The following is a 19,150-nucleotide window of genomic DNA, read 5'->3' on the forward strand; positions in this document are numbered from 1 at the left end:
CCATAATTATCTTGAACCGGCAGGGATTAAGGTTTTGCAGTATGAACAGTTTTTCCCGGCTCTGCCGGTTTGACTTCCTTAAAGGGATTTTGAGTGAACGGGGAATGGATATCCAGGTAACTGGAAGGATCCGGCGCCGGCGCCGCAGACACCGCGGGCCTGAAAACGTCGCCGCGGCCAGTCAGCCATTTAGACATTTCTTCCAGGTATAGTTTTCCTTCCGGGTTTTTGACAGAGAACATCACGATGCCCAACGTCGCTTTGACTGTTCCCGCGTTTGCCGCGGAACCTGTACCTTTGGCGTTTGCCGTTTGGTTTATTGCTTCGATCTTCAGGCTTCTGATTTCCAATAAGTTGGCTGAATTATTGCTTTCCAGCTCCCTGCAGCAATCCAAAAGGCTGCGGTAGTCCCCCCGCAGCACCACCTTTACCGGCAGCTCTAACGTATGTTGTTTCTCAATTATATCGCCCGGGATAATTTCAGCCGCCGCTATATTCCCGTTTGCCGCCGCCAGCCCCAGGAAAATAATATCTGAACCGTCCCTGGTTACCTTTCTAAAAGGCTCGCATTTTATTTCATAATCCTCCCGGGCCTTGTTTAGCCTGTCGCTTTCGCTGTTAATAGAAGCCGCCGCTGCCCTGGCGTTTAACAGCCTATCACTGTCGCCGGCCAGATCTTTTTTAGCCAGCCCGTACGACTTCACCTGGGGTACTAATATAAAATAAACAGAGCAGAATAAGGTAACGGCAATGATAATAGCAGCCAGCAGCAGGCTTTGCCTGTCGAATTTTTTATCCCTCATCAGCCTCTATCCTTTACCCTGGCGGTAATTTCAAATTCTATACCCCCGCTGACAGCGTTTGCTCTTACCAGCTTTATTTCTTCAAAATAGGGCAAACCGGACAAATTCCTGATAAATATGCCGATTGAAGGCAGTGTCCCGGCAATACCCCTGCAGAGCACCAGGTTGGGGCGGGCGTATGGGTCCGGTTCCTTCGCATCATTGCCAGGCGGCTTGTTGGAAATCTCCAGCCCGGTCAGCCATAGATCAACAGGCGCGATATTACCCAGGTCATTCAACAGGCCGGACCAGGTTATGTGATTAACCAAGATCCCGTCAAACTCCCCCACAGCCGCCTCCAGTTCGGCCCTTTCCTTGATCATCCCTTCCACCCGCGACACTGCCGGCGCCAGGTAAGACAGCTGCGCCCTGGTCTCAGCCAGGTCATTTTTTACCGCCGCGAAATTAATCAAAAAGATTATATAGCATACCAAGGCCGCTGCCGCGGGAAGGGCAAACCCCGTGATAACGGCCAGCCGCCGGACATCGATTGTGCCTTCGCGCTGCAGCTGTTGGGGCAGCATGTTAACCTTATACGCGTCCAGAGCCCGCCACCTCTCTTAAAGCCAGGCCGACCGAGACCGCGTAAGCAGGGTCATACAGCTCATCCCCTGTAAAATCCACATCCGGCACGCCGACCTCGGTGTCAATCCTCAAATTTCCGTTTAAGTTTTCAATTAAATCGCCAGGGTTGCTTATACCACCGCTAAGGATAATCTTTTCCACCGATATTTTCTCATGGGTGGAGTAATAGTCCAGGGAGCGCCGGAGCTCCTTTGTGATTTCCGCCAAATTCTCGCTGCCCGCCGGCAGCAGGCGCAGGAACCTGATCTGCCCGTCCCTGAGCAGGACAAAGTGCGAGGTTTTTGCGCCGATATCCACCATGGCCGTGTTCCCCGGCGTATTCCTGCCAAAAATCCGCCATAAAGCGAACGCCTGCAGGTCAAGCGCCGCCACCGTAAAACCTGTCCGGGAGAATATGCCGTGGTACTGATATACTGTCGCCAGGGGAACAGCAAGGAGAAGCACGTCCTGCAGCCTCTGCCCGACGCCTGCCTCCGCTGGTTTTCCCGTCCGCTTGCCGCCGTCGCCTTCACCCGCCCTATCCAGCCTGACATACCTTATTACCAGCTGCCCGGCCGGGGTCGGCACATACTTCTGTACTTCCAGCTTCACCGCTGACCAGAGTTCTTTTTCACTCATCCGTGGAAACCGGACTATCCGGCACACTGTTTTTTCACTGCCGATACAGGTAATAACCTCTCTGCAATCGGGGTTCAAGACTTCCTTTAAAACCTGGACCAGCCCTTCCTCATCAAAACTGTCACTCCACACCCCCGGCGGGCTGGGCCGCATCCTCAGCGCGGTGACTTCCGGGGTCCCGTCGACCACCTCGAGCTCCGCCACTTTAATCTGGTCGATCCCGATGTCCACGCCGGTGAAGTGTTTCTTTTCCGGCAGAAACCGCCTGAAGAAATTTTTCATGCTTACTCGTTCCATTTGGTAACCCTCACAAAGCAGGTGGTCCAGCCGCAGGTATCCCTGAATGCATTAAGCATGTCATAGTCAAAGGTGATGTTGACCGGGCTTCCCGGCCCGGCCAGGTCCGGCGCCAGCACGCTGCCTTTAAATATTACCCCTTCGTTGATTTGCAATTGATTACTGGAATAAATCAGGGCGTCTATCTGCCCGCAGCCCGGGCCGGAGCTGACAGTTCCGGCCGCGATTACCGCGAGGCAGTCGCTGTCCCCGGATTTGACTAAGCTGCCCAGAGCAACGTCGCCGTCAACGACAATTAACGCGCTGCCGCGGTATGTGCCCGACAGTTCATAATCGCCGCTTAAAAAATATATGCCGTTTTGAAAAACCATCACGGAGTTGTCAACGGGAGGCAGCCCGTTATAGCCGGCGTTTTTCTGATACCAGGAAAGCCTGCCGGCGCTGAGGAGAGCGGGGAATCCGGAGCTGCCCGGGATCCTGGCGGCCAGTTCCCCGGCTGGCAGCACCATGGTGATATCTCTGACCTCTTCAGGCGCCTTGTTGATATCGTCAACGTAAATAAAGCCATTGATGGCGAGCGGCCCCGTGCCGGTAAAACTTACACCACCCAGGGTGTATATATCTCCGTTGATCTCAGTGGCGCTTGCCCCTTCACGCTGGAGGACGACCATGCCGGGGCTGTATATGTCTCCTGTAATCTGCGAACCGCCGGCGATAACAGCGTCGCCGCCGGCCACCCATAACCCGCGGAACAGGTTTTCAATGTAAACAGTCTCCAGGTCCGCGTTCACCCTCACCCTTTTCATGCTGCTTTTGCATTTGGCTTTGCACTCTATTTCCAGGGAGGTCCGCCAGTCGTCCTCCGCCAGTTTTTTTACTTTGATGTATTCAAAAATCCCCTCTCCGTAACTCTTTTCCCCGCCTAAAACATTGGCCAGAAAATCGTATTCCATGCCAACGCTTAAATCCCTCAGCCAAACCGGGCCGTATCTCGCATCCGCCAGGACCTTTTCAATACCGGCTTCGGCTGTATAATATGCTTTGTCCTGGTTCACCTCAAAGACGGCGATTTTCCGGGTGCTGGTCCCCAGTGCCAGGACAGCGCTGCACATCAAAAACATGGCCAGGGTCAACACCATTACCACCAGCATGGCCTGGCCCTTCATATCGCGTATCAGCATAACGACACCCGCCGTCAGCCAGTCCTGATGTGCACTTTTGTGCTCATCACAACAACACCGCTGTCTCCCTTTTCTCCTTTTATGGTTATCGTAGTAACCCTGTTTTCCGAATCATAGTCAAAATTCAAAAACTGTATATCGCTTGCCAGCGGCAGGTAAACGCCCCCCACGTTTACCTCCGCCTCTTTCTGCGCGGGATCGTGCCTGTAGCCGTATATGCTGCTTCCCTGGGCCGGTTCCAGCACTATCTCCGGACCGTTAATTGACGCAACGGCCGCCGCCTGCCTGATACCAGCGCTCATCTTTTTTATCGCGATGCGCATGTTTTCCTGCACTTCGATTTTATTCTTGTCTTTAATGTAAGAAGCGTACATTTTTGAATAGACGTAGAGGGCGGATGTTAGCACGATGATAAATATGGCGGCCGCCGCCATGGTCTCGACAATGGTGAATCCCTTATTTCCGCGCATTTATGGTTACCTCGGTATTTTTTCTGTGGTTAAAGTCACTTCCCGCTCCCGGTTTTTAACAGTGTAGTAAACTGTCACCCTGATCAGTTTCAGGCCGCTCCGGCCGTTTTCAGCACTTATGGCGTACCGGTAATTACCCGGGCAATAACCGTACAGCATGTAAAACGAGGAGGCGTCAGGCACGACGAGCCAGTCCCAGTCCACCACGGCCCTGCGCGAGGCTCCGTCATACCCGGTAATCTTTTTGACCTGCCCGGAGCCGGTCCCGCCGCAGATAGCGATATTATAGTTATTGTAAAAACCGTCTATGCTGCACGCCCTGTTTTCAAGGGTTACCGTATTCGATGCCGCGCCCCCGGCAAAGCCCGTCTGGTTGTCCGGTATGCTCTTTATTTCTTCAATTACCTGCCGCGCTAAATTCAAGGCGGAGAGCTCGTCCCCGGCTTCGGCGGCATGGATGCCGCCCGCCCGGTACATATACACCAGGGGGAAAGTAACGATCCCCATGATCAGGATGGATACGGTAACCTCGATCAGGCTCATGCCTCTCTGGTTGAATAACAATCTGGACACCGCCCGCTTATTATGGAGGTGGGTTCCTGTCGACCCTAACCCTGCCTGTGATAGAAGCGACAATAATATATACGAACTCGCCGTTTTTATCCTTTAAACTGATTTGCCCTCCGTACAAAAGGCCGTTAATCCGGAATGGTTCGCCCCTCGTATTAAACCTTAATTTGTTGTCGCAGCCGTTCCACGCAGTGTTGTCAAAATCAAAATTGGTTGCCACCAGGTCGACGCCGCCCGGCAAGTCGGTCTTTTTGTAGGTATTGATGTCTCTTTGAATAAAGTACCTTTCGTTCACGGAGTCAAAAAGGAGGGTGTAAACAGCGTCCTGGTTAATATTCAGCTGTTGGGCCAGGCGGATATCTTCCGCCATGACCGAAGCGGCGGAATATAATTTGTGCCGTTCAAACGCCCTGTAAAAAGCCGGGGTGAAACTAAGAAAAACAGCAGCGATGGAAAATACAATTATAAATTCCAGCAGGGTAAATCCTTTTGTATCCAACTTTTTCAGATAGTGCATGGCCATAAAGCATCACTGGTTTCACAATGGTCTTTGAGAACGCGATGTTAAAGTAAATTTTTTACTAATAATATAAGTTTTTCATTGTCTGGTTACTGCAAGCTCAAAATAAATATATTTACAATTAATTCCTCAATATGACATACGCGCGCAAATTACCTTTAGAGATAAGATCGAAATTTGTCTAATGCAAAAATTTTTTCAAATAACTTAAGTTTTTGGTACCGGGTACACAAAAATTAAGTTATTGGCCCTGCGCATACATGAAAAGCCCCCCGGAAGATCAGGCTAACTCCGAAGGTTAACAAAAAGGAGCTGATTTATCGTGCCCTCCGAAAAAGATAAAAATGACGAGGGATTGATAGCATCCCTCGCCTTAACTGATCTCTTTCAAAGCGGTAAAAAAACAAAAGATATTAATGAAGAAATATATCACGACGCTAATTTCCCTGATCCGGGACAATTAATGGAACCTGATGACGGGGCTGCCCTGACGCCAAAAACGCAATAACGACGGGAGCTGATGCCGGAGTTGCACTTCATCTGCCAGTTATTAGGAGCTCATTTTTGAGCTCCTGATTATTGAAAAAATCACTGATTTCGCATAAAATAGTTTTGTTTTGTTAAAGTCATTAAATAATTATACCCGACCCGGAAGCTGAGCATTTTTAAATTGTAGGTGATAAATTATGGATCGCAGTATCGCCATGCGCGACCAGAGAATAGGCAGCCTGCTGTGGAAGTTTTCCCTGCCGGCGATAGTGGGCATGCTTATCAACGCGCTTTACAACATAATCGACAGGATATTCGTGGGGCAGGGGGTCGGTTCTATAGCTATAGCGGCAACTACCGTGGCCTTTCCGATCATGCTCATTTTTTTTGCTGTTGCCATGCTGATCGGAATTGGCGCTACCGCGTTAATCTCAATTCGCCTGGGCCAGCAAAAAAAAGAGGAAGCGGAAAGAATAGCCGGCAACGCCGCGGTGATGCTGATTGTACTTCCTGCAATAGTAGCGGTCATCTACCTGCTCTTTCCCGATCCTATTCTAAGGCTCTTTGGAGCAAGTGAAGATGTTTTGCCTTACGCCCGGGATTTTGTCCATATAATAATGTTGGGAGCTCCTTTGGGGGCCATCAGCTTCGGGATGAACAACATTATCAGGGCCGAAGGCAACCCCCGTCTGGCTATGATGACACAAATTATCGGCGGCGTGGCAAACGTCGTTTTAAACTACTACTTTATTTTCAAATTAGGGATGGGGATCAAAGGCTCTGCCCTGGGAACTGTGCTCGCCCAGTTATTATCAGCGCTCTGGGTAATGAGCTATTTTCTGACAGGCCGGAGCCTGGTGAAAATCAGGTTGAAAAACCTAATGCCTCATATACCCACGCTGGCCAGCATTATGTCTATCGGCTTTGCCCCTTTTGCCATGCAGATAGCCTCCAGCATCCAGCAGTCGATACTGAATAAAACCCTGCTGGTCTACGGCGGTGATTTGGCTCTCTCGGCAGTAGGGATCATTATGAGTATACTCACGCTGATGTTTATGCCCATAGTGGGTCTCAGCCAGGGCGCCCAGCCGCTGATAGGTTTTAATTACGGCGCCCGGCAGTTCGACCGGGTTAAAGAAACGGTAAAAATAGCGGTTATCGCCGGTACCGGCATTGCTTTAGCCGGCTACCTGGCCATTCATATTTGGCCCACGGAGATAGTCGGTCTGTTCAGCAAAGGTGATACCGCCCTGACAGATATGACCTCCCAGGCCATGAAGGTGTTTTTGGCGTTATTTCCGGTTATCGGCGTTCAAATAATATGCGCAAACTACTTTCAGGCTGTGGGCAAACCGGTACAGTCCACTATCCTCAGCCTTTCCAGGCAGGTATTGCTGTTCATCCCCATGCTGCTGATCCTGCCGCGTTTTTTGGGAATTAACGGAGTATGGTTAACGGCGCCTATTGCTGACGGCCTGTCTGTGCTGCTCACGATTGCTCTTTTTTACCTGGAAATGAAATACCTCCCTTCCAGTAAAGCACCGGTTAAGGAGGCCAGGGATCCTGCCTGAGGTTGTATATGCGCGTACCGTTAGTTCTTAATCTTTTTGGCGCACTGATAAGCCGCATAAACGGCGCCGGGCACACCGCCGATTTGGACCGCCCAGCAGGAGCCGATGTAAAGGTTTTTTACAGGTGTTTCGATATTCACGCTCATACCGCTTTTATAGAACTTCTTCTTTGGGTTCCAGCTCCATGCGGAGCTCGCTCCATCGCTATTATGGGTAAACCTTTCATAAGTCAGCGGCGTGGCGGCGTCTTTATATTCGATGCAGTCCTTCAATCCGGGTATCAGCCTGGATGCGCTGTCTATCATCGCCTCCATCGCTTTTTCCTTCAGCTGCCCATATACTTCCCTGTCTCCGCCGCCCCAGTTGTTCATCCAGCGGTAAGGCACCTTGGTATGAAGCATCAATGAGGATTTCCCCGCGGGAGCAAGTTTGGGGTTTATCATCGACGGCGAATAAAGGTCGGCAGATTTCTTGCTGAAAAACTCACTGTCTTCGGAATTGAAAATATCGCAGCCGGGTTTATTGTTGAATACCATGACATTAGGAACTTTCATATGTTTACCAAGTTCATCGTTGGACATATTCAACCCCAGATATACAGTAAAGTAGCCCTCCGAAACAGCAGCCCTGTCGATACTGTTCCTGAGTTTGTGCGGGATAAGGCTCTTATCGTCTAATAACTTCTGGAACGTTTTCTTATAATCCCCGGCAGAAATAACATAATCCGCGTTATAAACGGTATTATTGCATGATACTCCAGCCGCGGCCCCGTCTTTAGTGATTATCCTGTCGACATAGGATTTCAGCTTCATATCCCCGCCCAGTTTCCTGAAGTTTTCTGCGAGGATGTCGGCCCACGACTGCATACCGTCCTTCACCGTCCACAACTCTGAGAATATCCCCCACAAACCGCTCCCAACCATCATAGCCGGCTCATCCGGATAGCCGAATCCCTTGAATATATTAAACAATTTGGAGTCTTTTTCAAAATATCTTGCGGCAAACTCTGATGACGTCATGTCGCCATACTGCTTTGCCAGCCTAATCCATTTCGGGGTGCTCAGGATATTGGGGAGCATTGAGGTAAACATTTCAAGCCCACTGTAGAGAAAGGGCATCGGTCCATCCATGACCCCCATCAGGCCGGCTACTTTGTCCAGCTCTGAAAAAGCCATGTCCAGCTTTTCTTTGTCTGACGGAAAACCGGAGTAAATCATTTTTTTAAAATCATCGTAATTATTAGGAATTCCGTCGATATCCCCCGAAACGAACCGTATTCTATGTTTCACGAAATCTATCTTTTCAAACACTCCGATGTCTTTCATGGCCTTGAATACAGACGCTGAATCTTCGAAGGATAGAGTGCCGCTTTCAAAATAATAACCCTTCCGGTAAAACCCGGCCGTATAGCCGCCAGGCATGCTGTGGGATTCAAATATGGTTACTTTATGCCCCTTTTGGGCCAAAAGGTTGCCGGCAACAAGCCCGCCTATTCCCGCACCGATTATAATTATATTTTTCATTTTACAACCCCTCTGATTTGAAATTGTTTTCATTACTTTCATTTTATTACACCGGATTTTTGTTAAGTAGTGTAATTGGTCATATCCCTGATCATGTTTTCTAAATTAGCAGTGCCATATAAACATGCTTCTCATCTCCCGGTCATGTGACTGTCACAAGCCAAAACATGACTTATTATGGAAAAGCACACGGCTATCATTGCCCCACCGCTTTTCCCATCAGCTTTTGGACTCCTGGGGTTAGTAACTACAGGTTACATAAAGAAGGATCCAATCATATCCTATTTATAAAAGCCCCCAAAAGGAGTGCGAAGCATTTTGAATAAAGTTAAAGCAGGGCTGCGTCCCATTATCAGCAACATAAATTTACCCACTGTTTTAAGGACCACCATACTTCCAGGTGACTTAACCGAAAGTTTGTTTATTGCAACACAAGTGGGAGAGATTTTTTTTATAAGGAATGGAGTTATAAGAAATTTTTTGGATATTCGCCACAAGATTATAAAACTGGGCGTTTCCGGCGGCGGATACGATGAACGGGGATTATTAGGGCTGGCGTTTCATCCCGAATTTTATTATAACGGCCTGTTTTATCTTCATTATTCGGTTGCGGGAACACAAGGCCCAGGCGCGCTTCCCGGCCCTTTTACGCCTGACCCGTGTGATCCGGGCACTTTAAACCTGAAGTGGACAAATAGAGAAACCAATTATGATCATATTGACACAGTTGAAGAATGGGCTTTGCAGCCGGATGGCCAACCTCGAAAACAGCGGACATTACTCAATTTAAGAAGACCGTTTTTTAACCATAATGGCGTTAACAGCTTAAACTTTTCACCTGAAACAAGAAACCTTGTCCTAACTACGGGGGACGGAGGATCAGGCTATGATCCGTTTAACCTAAGCCAGGATGATAACGAAATCGCAGGCAAAATAATTGAAATTGACGTATTAAAGGATACGTTTATCTATAATCCACCCGTTACCACCCGTTTTGATGAACTTCCCGCACCTATTCAAGAAACTCTTACGGTAATTGCTAAAGGAGTCCGCAACATACCAGGTGTATCTTTTCAAAGGGTCCACAATTATTACATTAAATATGTGGGAAATGTAGGACAGGATCTAGTAGAGTCTATTTTCTCATTCATTCATTATCAGCCAATACCAGTCACTGAGCTTGTTCAATCTTCTTTAAATAAATCCGGACTTGACCGGCAGAAATTTATAAACTTTGGGTGGAGAGCGTGGGAAGGCGTCCTTCCTACTCCGGTATTTAGAAAATGCCCTGCTAATCCGGATTTGGAAGAGAAAGTAATAGCCTATTATAACGAAGCGGTAAATACTTCAACCAGGCGCCTTTACCCCCTGATCAGTTATTTTCACGAAGACCCCCGCCCCGATAAGTTTTCAGGATCTGCACTTACGGGGGTCCAACCATATATGGGGGATAGCATCCCCGCTTTATCGGGAAGTATTGTTTTTACTGATTTTGCCCGTGAAGATGAACTTCCGGGCAGAGGAGTTTTAGCCTATACCAGGGCAGGAAATGTTTGTAAACTAAATGATTTTGGCGTTATTGAAACCGATTATAATTTTGGACCTCAATCAGCTTATTATGTTAGTTTGGGGACGAACCTGGACCAGTCCAGACTATTTTTAGGTGTTTATGGCTCTATGCAAGTGCTTGATTTTAATCAAGGCACTGTTTTTGAGATTGTTCCGTAGTATCACATTATTCGTCTTCCCCAAGCAGATTTTTAGCATTTACCTCATTTACTTCACCGTTTAATTCTCTAAGCCCGGTACCTGGATGAGTATCTTCCCTGGGAACAGATATTCTGCCCCTGTCTCTTGGGTCATACGGATTTTTTGTTAAAGGGTTATCCGGAATAAATTTAGGTTCAAATTCCTTTTTCATCTTACTCGACCTTCCTTTCTTTAACAACCAGAATTCTGCAGACGCCGCGCAAGCCGCGTCACAGAGTGTTGACAAAATAATACTAGGATAATCCATGGTGTTGAAACCGATTGCTCCATTGCGGCAGCGTCGTAAGTAAACTAAGCGAAGCTGAGGTTGCGAAATTGGGTGAGCTGACATGGACGTCAGCGAAAGGCCTTCATCGCCCGGATGGCGAGTTGAAGGCCGGCCCATTTGAGCCCGAAGCAAGCGCTAAGTTTACTCGGCGCGAAGCACGGAGGCAAGCGGGTTCAACACCATGGAGACTTTTTCTACAACCTGAGACGCCGCGCAAGCGGCGTTAATGTCTGAGTTTCAACTGGTTTCATTTTTACCGGTCACTTTTTATAATTTACCCCTCCTGTAGTTTATCATTCACCCTAAGTGTTTTTGAGGTGTTCCGGCGGGAAACAAAAAGAACAGCCCCCCCTGCCTGTTTTTCGTGGATTATTTCTGCTATCCTGGAAGGAAATGCAGGAACGATTGTGGAAAATAAATTATCTAAGAAATATATGGGGACTACCCTATCTTTTTACACAGTACTACAAAAAAGACGGTGTATAACCAGTACTTTTGTATATATATATATGGTGTTTAATTAAATACTCAATTGGCATACAAATACTAAATTCATTTAACGGGGGATCGTTATGGGGATTAATGGTAAGGTTTTGATTGCCCAAAGCGGGGGGCCGACTGCAGTTATAAATCAGACCCTGGCCGGAATAGTTCTGGAAGCCAAAAAGTATACCCAGGTATCCAGAGTATACGGAGCATTAAGAGGTGTTGAGGGCATAGTCAACGAGGATTTTCTCGACCTGACCCAGGAAACCTCACACAACCTGGAACAGGTCGCCTTGACCCCGTCCTCGGCTTTATTGTCAACCAGGATAAAACCGGACAGCAAATATTGCCACGAGATATTTAAAGTCCTGGAAGCACATGACATCCGGTATTTCTTTTACATAGGCGGCAATGATTCCGCGGATACGGCCCGTATAGTGAATGAAGAAGCCATGCTGGCCAATTATGACTTGCGGGTAATCCATGTGCCTAAAACTATCGACAATGACTTAATGCTGAATGACCATACACCCGGCTTTGGTTCGGCAGCCAGGTTTGTGACCCAGGCTTTTATGGGTATTAACCTTGATGTCAGGGCTTTAAACGGGGTATATATCGGCGTGGTAATGGGCCGGCACGCCGGATTTTTAACCGCGTCTTCTGCCATTGCCAGAAAATATGAAGCCGACGGGCCACATCTTATCTATCTGCCGGAAAGAGTCTTCAGCATGGAGCAGTTCCTCCAGGATGTCAAAGAGGTTTATGACAGGTACGGGATCTGTATCATTGCCGTTTCCGAAGGGATCAAGGACGCTTCCGGGGTACCCATGGTCACAAAGTTGAAAGAAATCGAGAAGGACGCTCACGGCAATGTGCAGCTTTCCGGCAACAGTTCCCTGGGAGACTTACTGGCGGACCAGCTCAAAGGAAAGCTGAACATTCCCCGGGTACGCAGCGACACCTTTGGCTACCTGCAGCGTTCTTTCTTCGGCTGCGTGTCCGATATTGACCAGCATGAAGCCCGTGAAGTCGGAGAACGGGCTGTCCAGCTGGCTATGTGGAACGATGTGGACGGCTCAGTCACCATCAGGCGGACCGGCAACTATTCCGTTGATTATATACTGGATAAGTTTGAGGACATAGCAGCCCAGACCAGGGTTATGCCCGGTGAATTCATTAACCAGGCAGGAAATAACGTCACGGACGCCTTTAAGTTTTACGTCAGGCCGCTGTTAGGCTCCGGCTTGCCCCAGCCTTCCTGGGTACGGGCTCCCCAGGTGCCTAAACTCTTAAATAATGGTTCTAAATAAATTTAACTCCAATCTGCAAAAATCAACATAAAGAGTTTTATAGAAACAATAGCGCCGTTGGTTATCTCCGGCGCTATTACTCTTTTTTAGTGCAATAAGTAATATTTTAGCATGTGAACCGTCATATGACCGAAGAAGCAAGAAGTTTCCATTCGCTTAAAATCTATACTATTTAGATACCGCTACCCTTTTCATGTGATCCGTAACTATAAAAACATGACCTGGAACATGACCTATTGCACTACATCACAAAAAACCGTTGTAATAAAATCAAGGTGACAAATATTAAAAGGTTAGTTTGAATTTTGCCCTGGCATGGTTACAAAAAAAATTATGGTTTTAGTCACAAAGTAAGGAAGTGTTATTAATGAAAACCTTTGACCAGTGCGTTAAGTGCCCGATTAGGACCATATGCGGGGACAAGGATGTGCCTGTTGCTGCAACCATTCTCGCCGACCAATACTCAGACGACCAGAAGGCCTTCGCCAAAGGAGACACCGTGATAGGCATAGGCAAGGTAGTGGATAACACCGTTTACTGCATTAAAGCCGATAATATTTTTCTTCAGCTGGAACGCGTCGGTATTATAACACCGGTTGAAGCATTACATTAATAACCCGAAACTTTTTATAGGGGGGCTGATTTTGGGTAAAAAAGTTTTGATAATTAATGATAAAACTTTGAAACGGAGATTAATGAGATATACTCTGTCCAAACACGGATACGAAGTTATTGAAGAAACCCGCAAAGGCCATGAAGCGGTAGTGCTCTACAATAAATACAAACCTGATCTGGTTGCGCTGGACATAAACAGGCACCAATATTATAAAGGAGTAATAGTAATTTCACTGATTGATTCAAAATCCAGAAATATGACACTTGAAGACGCTAAACACCAAGATTTAAAGTTCGACTATTTGGAACCTGAAGATATTATCCATGATTTAAAACAAAAGAATAAAGCCCATTTTTATGAGGCTATATGAAAAAAGTGTTCTTTGACATGGATAAATAACTTTTTTGGCTGGACCAGAACGGCCCCTTTGAAGAGTTATCCATGTCAAAGTAAATAAATGGAAAGGAGAGTATGTGGGTAAGCTTTTATTCTATAACGTCAATACCGTGATTAAGCTCAAGGCTTCCATAATTTTCGTAGTTATTACTTCCTTTTTTCTCCTTGCGGAAAAAACAACGGCATACTGCTTCCAACACACCGCCGCCCACAGCAAGGGCCTTATCCGATATGCTAAAGCAATAATCAATAATACCGCGTGGGTCAATGTCACCAATTTTCGTACCGCGGGCCACCCAAACACCAGGCTTGATCATTCCCCTGATAATACCGGAAATCTCCGCCTTAAGCGGAATACTTCCGACAAAAGCAGTTGTGTCTCCCTTTTTCACAAGCTCACCGATATTGCGCCACGGCCTAACTACCCCGTCAGCCGGCGCTCTTAAAAGTCTTTCCGCCGCATAGCCCATTACAGATCCCGGAACTCCGGTGTCGGCAGCCGCCTTTCCCTGATCCAAAACTCTGCCCAGGTTATGCCCCCTCTCTGTTTCAACCACCGCGTGGACATCCAAACCGGCTGTGAACCCTGGCCCTAAACCAACAACAAGGGGAGCGTCGTTAATTTTAGTGCCGGTGTTTCTTTTAGCCATTACCGCGTCAATAAAAGCCAATGGCTGTATTTGACTCACCACTAAGGCCTCAGGATCAACAAGTACCGGAATCCTGCCGCTTTTCAACAACTCCAGGGCCTTGTCTATATTTTCAGCCAGAACCGCCTCCACTCCCTCCACCTGCGCCGAGCCAGCATAGACGGCCTCCGCAAAAGCTACCGTCCGCCTTACCACCAAAGGCTGCGGCAATTCCGTCATGACAACCTCAAACCCGCTTCTAAAAAGACGCCAGGCGCAGCCTGTAGCCAGGTCCCCGGCTCCTTTAATTACTACCAACCGCCCTGCGCAGTTCAAAAGGTTCACCCCCGTAAAACAACCCGGCGTAAGCGCTTACCGGCTCAATAAAAACCTCCATTGACCCGCCGCAGATCATTCCTTCTCCGGCCGCTTTCTCAGCGTCCATAGATACCTTGTGAAAAGCCGGGATGTAATCATACATTACATTTAAAGCCTGCATTCTGATTTCATGCTCCCCGTAACCGCCGCCGATAGTGCCGCAAATGCGGCCGTCACCGTACACGAGCATCCGTGCCCCGGCCTTGCGCGGCGTTGAACCTTTCGACCTAACTATGGTGGCCATAGCAGCCGGGACATTGCCGCAGGCTGCTTTCACCGCTTTTTGCAAAATGTCCAGGTCAACAGCCCTTGGCATTTCACCGGTGTTTACTTTCTTTTCCTTTTGTTGACTGCCAAATTTTAGATAAAGATCGTTTCCCCCGCGCCGGACTTTTATTAATTCAGCTGCAATGCTGACAGCAATCTCTTCCGGTGTTTGCGCTCCTATGTCCAGGCCGATGGGCATATGCACAGAGTCAACCAACTGCCGGTCAAAACCCCGGGCCAAAAGCTCCTCTTTAACCATATTGACTTTTCGCCTGCTTCCAATCATGCCGATATAGGCCACAGGGTGCTTGATTACCTTTTGCAGGCATTCCAGGTCATGCAAATGCCCGCGGGTAACTATAACGACACTGCTCCCCGGACCGAAAACAAGCTGTTCCTCAATAAACTCAAAACTGCAGGAGACGCCCCTGTCGGCATCGGGAATATGCTCAAAGGAAACAAATTCAGGACGGTCATCAAACACTGTAACATGGTAACCAAGCATCCGGCCCACAGCTGCCAGAGGCTGGGCAATATGCCCGCCGCCCAGAATGATTAAATCGCGGGGAGGAAAATATGGCTCAACCATAACATCTGCTTTTTCTTCCGGCCGGCCTGGATTGCATAGGCTGACGACTCTAAATAACCCGCTTGCCAGCACCTTCCTGGCCTGTTCAGCCGCCTGGTTTTCCAACCACGACAAGGCCAGGCTGCCGGCCTCCTGGTTTAAAGTAAACGCTTTTTTTCTTCCGATAAGGCTGCATGAAAGGCCTTTTTGGCTTATTACCGTTGCGATAACGATTTCCTGGTTAAGTTTAAATGTACCCATAAAGACCTGCTTCCTCCCTTCTCCGCCCCGGAGGCTCGCGGCATACTTTATTTTGTGCCCTTTCCAAAAGTGCAGTTGGGAAACCTGCACGGGTCGCACAACCTGCAGAGCCCGCCGTGCGCCAGGGCCACTATATCGCTTCCGCGTATTTTTTCGTCTGCCAAAAGCCTGGGCAGCAGCAGGTCCACTATAGTAGTCTTAAAAAACATGCCGCAGGCCGGAATGCCCAAAACCGGTACATCACCCAGGTAGGCCAGCATAAACATGGCTCCCGGCAGCGCCGGAGCCCCGTATTTTTCAACTACGGCGCCTGTCAGGCGGATGGCTTTGGGGGTAACATCATCAGGGTCGACCGACATGCCCCCGGTAACAAATATAATCTCAGCCCCGCCGTCAGCCATTTGAATTATTTTTTCCCTGATCTCATCACGATCGTCGGGGACGTATTCAACACTCATAACCGAGGAACCAAACGCTTCCACCTTTTCCGTTATGACCGGCCCGAAAGCGTCCCTGATCCGTTTTTTGCAGACTTCGTTTCCGGTGATCACAACGCCTGCTTTATGTGCCTTAAATGGTATTACCTTAATCAGCCATCCAGCTTTCCGGCAAATTTTTTCAGCCTCTGCCAGCGTCTGTTCCTGTACCATCAGAGGGATAACTTTTGTTCCGGCCAGCAGGTCGCCCTTTTTTACGACAGTGTTGTTAAGCAGGGTTGATAAAATCACATCAGGCAGCTCATTGAGGGCTTCCAGGTAAGGCACATTTATCTTTAGCAGCCCGTCACAGCAGGCATATATATTCACCCTGCTTTCCTTCGGCCCCCGCCATTCCGTATTCTCACCAGCCACGGCAGCGCCCAGCCTTGCTCCTGCTTCGTCTTCATGGACCTCCCCTTGCTCCAGTTCCAGGACATAGATATTTTCCTTGCCTAACTTGAGCAGTTCAGGAATATCTTTTTTATTTATAACTCTGCCCTTTTTGAAAGAGGCGCCTTTAAATTCTCCCTTTACAATCTTTGTAATGTCATGGCTCAAGACTTTGCCGACAGCGTCCTCTACTCTAATTGTCTGTAATTTCAAAGCTCTCCACCTCCGGGGTTTAACAAAAGTGAGCCCTTATAATTACTAAATTTATCCGGGCACAGGCCTGCCGCGTGCCGCGGCAGGCCCCAAACCCGTTTTTTGGGCCATGCTACTTTCTGTTTTCCTGCAGTGCCCTGTATACTCTTTCCTCTGTCAACGGTATTTCAGTAAAACGGATGCCGGTGGCGTTATACACTGCGTTGGCAATTGCCGCCGCTGTAGGCACAAGGCCTGTTTCCCCGACACCCTTGGCTCCGAAAGGACCGGTGGGATCGTTTGACTCAACTATCTGCACATCGATCTCCGGTATGTCGTCAGATGTTGCCAGCATATACTTATGGAAGCCGGTTTCTAATTGCTTGCCTTTTTCGTCGTACTTTATTTCTTCGCTTAGCGCATAACCAATGCCCATCACGACACCGCCCTCGATCTGTCCTTCAACAATCATAGGGTGGATGGCCTTGCCAACATCGTGCACGGCGGCAACTTTAATCACTCTTACCTGGCACAATTCAGTGTCGACCTCCACCTCGGCAAAGTGAGCATGCCAGGGGGGAGCGTTCTCAGGCACTATCCGTCCGATCCCGATAAACTGCTTGTTGCGCAGGTGCGCGGTATAAGCCAGTTCTTTTAGTGATATGCTCTTCCTTTCTGATTCGCCAGGCTGACACACCGGGGTTCCTGAGCAGTCGGCGCCGACAGCCTGCCCGGCTATATATACCACTGAATCCTGTAGTTCCAGCCTTTCCGGCGGCACCTTCAATAAATCAGCCGCGTACTCAAGCACCTGTTTTCTGGCATCTTTGGTGGCCGCAACAACCGCGGTGCCGGCGGCATACAGGGTACGGCTGGCGTGGCTGCCGATAGTGAACGGGGTCGACGCTGTATCAGCAAAAGTGATGCTGACCTTGTCCAGACCAACACCCATCACTTCGGCAACCAACTGCGGCAGCGAGGTGCTGGTGCCGGTCCCCATATCGGGCACGCCTGTCGCCAGGTGGAGTGAACCGTCCTGCTGGACAGTGACATAGGCATTGTCGTAATCGCCGCACCAGGGCCAGGCGTTGCTGCAGTGCGTTCCGACTCCCACACCGATGCCTCTCAGCTTTTTGGCGCCCGGCTGGTTTAAGCTGCCGCGCTTTTCCCAGCCGATACTCCTGGCGCCTTTTTCAATGCACTCGGCCAAACCGGTCGAGCTGCATTTATAGGGAAGAGCCCAGGGATCGCCCACCTTCATGATATTCTTGAGCCGCAGTTCAAGAGGATCCATACCAAGTTTTTCGGCCATCATGTCAACAACCGACTCAATGGGGTACATCGCCTGAGGGTTGCCGAAACCGCGCATCGCTCCGCTTGGAGTGGTGTTGGTATAGACACTGTGGCCGTAATAAAGCTGGTTGGGGATGCGGTAAACCGCCAGGGCCATGCAGCCAAGCACGCCGGGGGTCTCGCAGCTGAAGCTGCAGTAAGCGCCCGCGTTGAGGATTGCCTTTACGTAAAACCCGTGGAAGGTGCCGTCTTTTTTCGCGCCCAGCTTTACGGTCACATAACCCGCGTGCCGGGTATCCGAGGCAATAAAATCTTCCTTCCTGGTGTAAACTATTTTGACCGGCTTTTTGGCCAGCATGGACAGCGCTGCCGCGATCGGCTCCGCTTTGGCGCTGAGGCCGATCCGCACACCGAAACCGCCGCCGATGTAGGGCGGGTTGAGCACCCTGATCTTGCTCTCGGGAATACTGAAGATCTTGGCCAGAATCATTTTTGTCGGGTGCGGCGTCTGGGTCGTGCTCCAGACTGTCATTTTACCGTCCAAACCAACCTGGGCCACAGCAGCCTGTGTTTCCATCTGCGCTTGTTTCTGCACCGGAACTTTGAACGTTTTTTCAATTACCAGGTCTGATTCGGCAAAACCCTTCTCCGCGTCTCCGTAAGGTATTTGTATAACTTCGCCGCCGGGAATATTCTTTTTATGAGACTCGTGGATAACAGGCGCTTCAGGAGCCATAGCCTCAAGCGGGTCAAAAACCGTGGGAAGAAGTTCGTATTCAACCTTGATCAGTTTTAAGGCCGCTTCGGCAATTTTCTCACTGGCAGCGGCGACAGCCGCCACTTCGTCACCAACGTAGCGCACCACGTTGTCAAAAATATACTGGTCCAGCACCGGTACCATTGGAGGCACTGTAAAGGTCATGGTAGCGGACGTGTTAAATAATTCTCTTGGTGTATTTTTATGGGTTGCCACAGCCTTTACCCCGGGCAGCTTTTCCGCTTCAGAGGTGTCAATGCTCAAAATCCTGGCATGCGCGTGCGGGCTCCGCAGCACTTTCGCGTATAACATGCCCGGCAATTTCATATCGCTGGTGAATCCGGCCGTGCCGGTAGCTTTTTCTACCGCGTCCAGCCTCCTTACACTGTGGCCTACAACTTTATATTCTTTCATGCTGCTCCCT

Annotated in this window: 19 protein-coding genes; 6 read left to right on the top strand and 13 right to left on the bottom strand. The window is 49.0% G+C overall.

Features of this window, described 5'->3' with window-relative positions:
- Positions 1-26: 26 nt before the first annotated feature.
- From ACOBQJ_RS02200 to ACOBQJ_RS02230, 7 genes are read right to left on the bottom strand one after another with little or no spacing between them, the layout of a single operon-like run.
- A complete protein-coding gene (locus ACOBQJ_RS02200; protein ID WP_421070073.1) occupies positions 27-803 on the bottom strand; it encodes a hypothetical protein in 777 nt (258 codons plus the stop codon).
- Positions 803-1,366 (bottom strand): PilN domain-containing protein, encoded by a 564-nt coding sequence (locus ACOBQJ_RS02205; protein WP_421070074.1) that lies wholly within the window; start codon positions 1,364-1,366, stop codon positions 803-805. Before ACOBQJ_RS02205 ends, ACOBQJ_RS02200 begins: the two co-directional genes overlap by 1 nt.
- Before the next feature lie 7 nt (positions 1,367-1,373).
- A complete protein-coding gene (pilM, locus tag ACOBQJ_RS02210) occupies positions 1,374-2,342 on the bottom strand; it encodes a type IV pilus biogenesis protein PilM (protein ID WP_421070075.1) in 969 nt (322 codons plus the stop codon).
- Positions 2,330-3,523 (bottom strand): hypothetical protein, encoded by a 1,194-nt coding sequence (locus ACOBQJ_RS02215; protein WP_421070076.1) that lies wholly within the window; start codon positions 3,521-3,523, stop codon positions 2,330-2,332. The genes pilM and ACOBQJ_RS02215 overlap by 13 nt, the downstream gene beginning before the upstream one ends.
- Before the next feature lie 14 nt (positions 3,524-3,537).
- Positions 3,538-3,993 (bottom strand): PilW family protein, encoded by a 456-nt coding sequence (locus ACOBQJ_RS02220; protein ID WP_421070077.1) that lies wholly within the window; start codon positions 3,991-3,993, stop codon positions 3,538-3,540.
- A 6-nt stretch (positions 3,994-3,999) separates the two neighbouring features.
- Positions 4,000-4,557, bottom strand: a complete 558-nt coding sequence (locus ACOBQJ_RS02225; RefSeq protein WP_421070078.1) for a type IV pilus modification PilV family protein — start codon at positions 4,555-4,557, stop codon at positions 4,000-4,002.
- A 19-nt stretch (positions 4,558-4,576) separates the two neighbouring features.
- The gene (locus ACOBQJ_RS02230; protein WP_421070079.1) at positions 4,577-5,086 is read right to left on the bottom strand and encodes a pilus assembly FimT family protein; all 510 of its coding nucleotides are present in this window, start codon (positions 5,084-5,086) and stop codon (positions 4,577-4,579) included.
- A gap of 319 nt (positions 5,087-5,405) precedes the next feature.
- Here ACOBQJ_RS02230 and ACOBQJ_RS02235 point away from each other — a divergent pair, with 319 nt between their 5' ends.
- Together ACOBQJ_RS02235 and ACOBQJ_RS02240 are read left to right on the top strand one after the other, a co-directional pair.
- Entirely contained in the window at positions 5,406-5,591 is a 186-nt protein-coding gene (locus ACOBQJ_RS02235) for a hypothetical protein (protein ID WP_421070080.1), read from the top strand.
- Between the two features lie 178 nt (positions 5,592-5,769).
- Complete coding sequence (locus tag ACOBQJ_RS02240) at positions 5,770-7,143, top strand: MATE family efflux transporter (RefSeq protein WP_421070081.1); 1,374 nt, start codon at positions 5,770-5,772, stop codon at positions 7,141-7,143.
- Between the two features lie 20 nt (positions 7,144-7,163).
- Here the strand turns inward: ACOBQJ_RS02240 and ACOBQJ_RS02245 are convergent, their stop codons facing one another.
- The gene (locus tag ACOBQJ_RS02245) at positions 7,164-8,666 is read right to left on the bottom strand and encodes a phytoene desaturase family protein (protein WP_421070082.1); all 1,503 of its coding nucleotides are present in this window, start codon (positions 8,664-8,666) and stop codon (positions 7,164-7,166) included.
- Between the two features lie 318 nt (positions 8,667-8,984).
- On the opposite strand from ACOBQJ_RS02245, the gene ACOBQJ_RS02250 reads away from it, so the two are divergent.
- Complete coding sequence (locus ACOBQJ_RS02250) at positions 8,985-10,394, top strand: PQQ-dependent sugar dehydrogenase (protein ID WP_421070083.1); 1,410 nt, start codon at positions 8,985-8,987, stop codon at positions 10,392-10,394.
- A gap of 7 nt (positions 10,395-10,401) precedes the next feature.
- Here the strand turns inward: ACOBQJ_RS02250 and ACOBQJ_RS02255 are convergent, their stop codons facing one another.
- Positions 10,402-10,587 (bottom strand): hypothetical protein, encoded by a 186-nt coding sequence (locus tag ACOBQJ_RS02255; RefSeq protein WP_421070084.1) that lies wholly within the window; start codon positions 10,585-10,587, stop codon positions 10,402-10,404.
- A 689-nt stretch (positions 10,588-11,276) separates the two neighbouring features.
- On the opposite strand from ACOBQJ_RS02255, the gene ACOBQJ_RS02260 reads away from it, so the two are divergent.
- The 3 genes from ACOBQJ_RS02260 to ACOBQJ_RS02270 all read left to right on the top strand — a co-directional run bounded on the left by ACOBQJ_RS02260 (position 11,277) and on the right by ACOBQJ_RS02270 (position 13,486).
- Positions 11,277-12,500 (top strand): 6-phosphofructokinase, encoded by a 1,224-nt coding sequence (locus ACOBQJ_RS02260; protein WP_421070085.1) that lies wholly within the window; start codon positions 11,277-11,279, stop codon positions 12,498-12,500.
- 367 nt (positions 12,501-12,867) lie between these two features.
- A complete protein-coding gene (locus ACOBQJ_RS02265; RefSeq protein ID WP_421070086.1) occupies positions 12,868-13,113 on the top strand; it encodes a hypothetical protein in 246 nt (81 codons plus the stop codon).
- Between the two features lie 31 nt (positions 13,114-13,144).
- Positions 13,145-13,486: a response regulator gene (locus ACOBQJ_RS02270; protein ID WP_421070087.1), complete on the top strand. Its 342-nt coding sequence runs from the start codon at positions 13,145-13,147 to the stop codon at positions 13,484-13,486.
- 115 nt (positions 13,487-13,601) lie between these two features.
- Here ACOBQJ_RS02270 and yqeB read toward each other — a convergent pair whose 3' ends face one another.
- The 4 genes from yqeB to ACOBQJ_RS02290 form a co-directional block, all read right to left on the bottom strand.
- Complete coding sequence (yqeB, locus tag ACOBQJ_RS02275) at positions 13,602-14,477, bottom strand: selenium-dependent molybdenum cofactor biosynthesis protein YqeB (protein ID WP_421070088.1); 876 nt, start codon at positions 14,475-14,477, stop codon at positions 13,602-13,604.
- On the bottom strand, positions 14,446-15,615 hold the full coding sequence (locus tag ACOBQJ_RS02280; RefSeq protein ID WP_421070089.1) for an XdhC family protein: 1,170 nt from the start codon (positions 15,613-15,615) through the stop codon (positions 14,446-14,448). The genes yqeB and ACOBQJ_RS02280 overlap by 32 nt, the downstream gene beginning before the upstream one ends.
- Before the next feature lie 47 nt (positions 15,616-15,662).
- Positions 15,663-16,697 (bottom strand): molybdopterin-binding protein, encoded by a 1,035-nt coding sequence (locus tag ACOBQJ_RS02285; RefSeq protein WP_421070090.1) that lies wholly within the window; start codon positions 16,695-16,697, stop codon positions 15,663-15,665.
- 112 nt (positions 16,698-16,809) lie between these two features.
- On the bottom strand, positions 16,810-19,140 hold the full coding sequence (locus ACOBQJ_RS02290) for a xanthine dehydrogenase family protein molybdopterin-binding subunit (protein WP_421070091.1): 2,331 nt from the start codon (positions 19,138-19,140) through the stop codon (positions 16,810-16,812).
- Positions 19,141-19,150: the final 10 nt, after the last annotated feature.

The organism is Pelotomaculum propionicicum (assembly GCF_048984525.1).
Lineage (GTDB): Bacteria > Bacillota > Desulfotomaculia > Desulfotomaculales > Pelotomaculaceae > Syntrophopropionicum > Syntrophopropionicum propionicicum_A.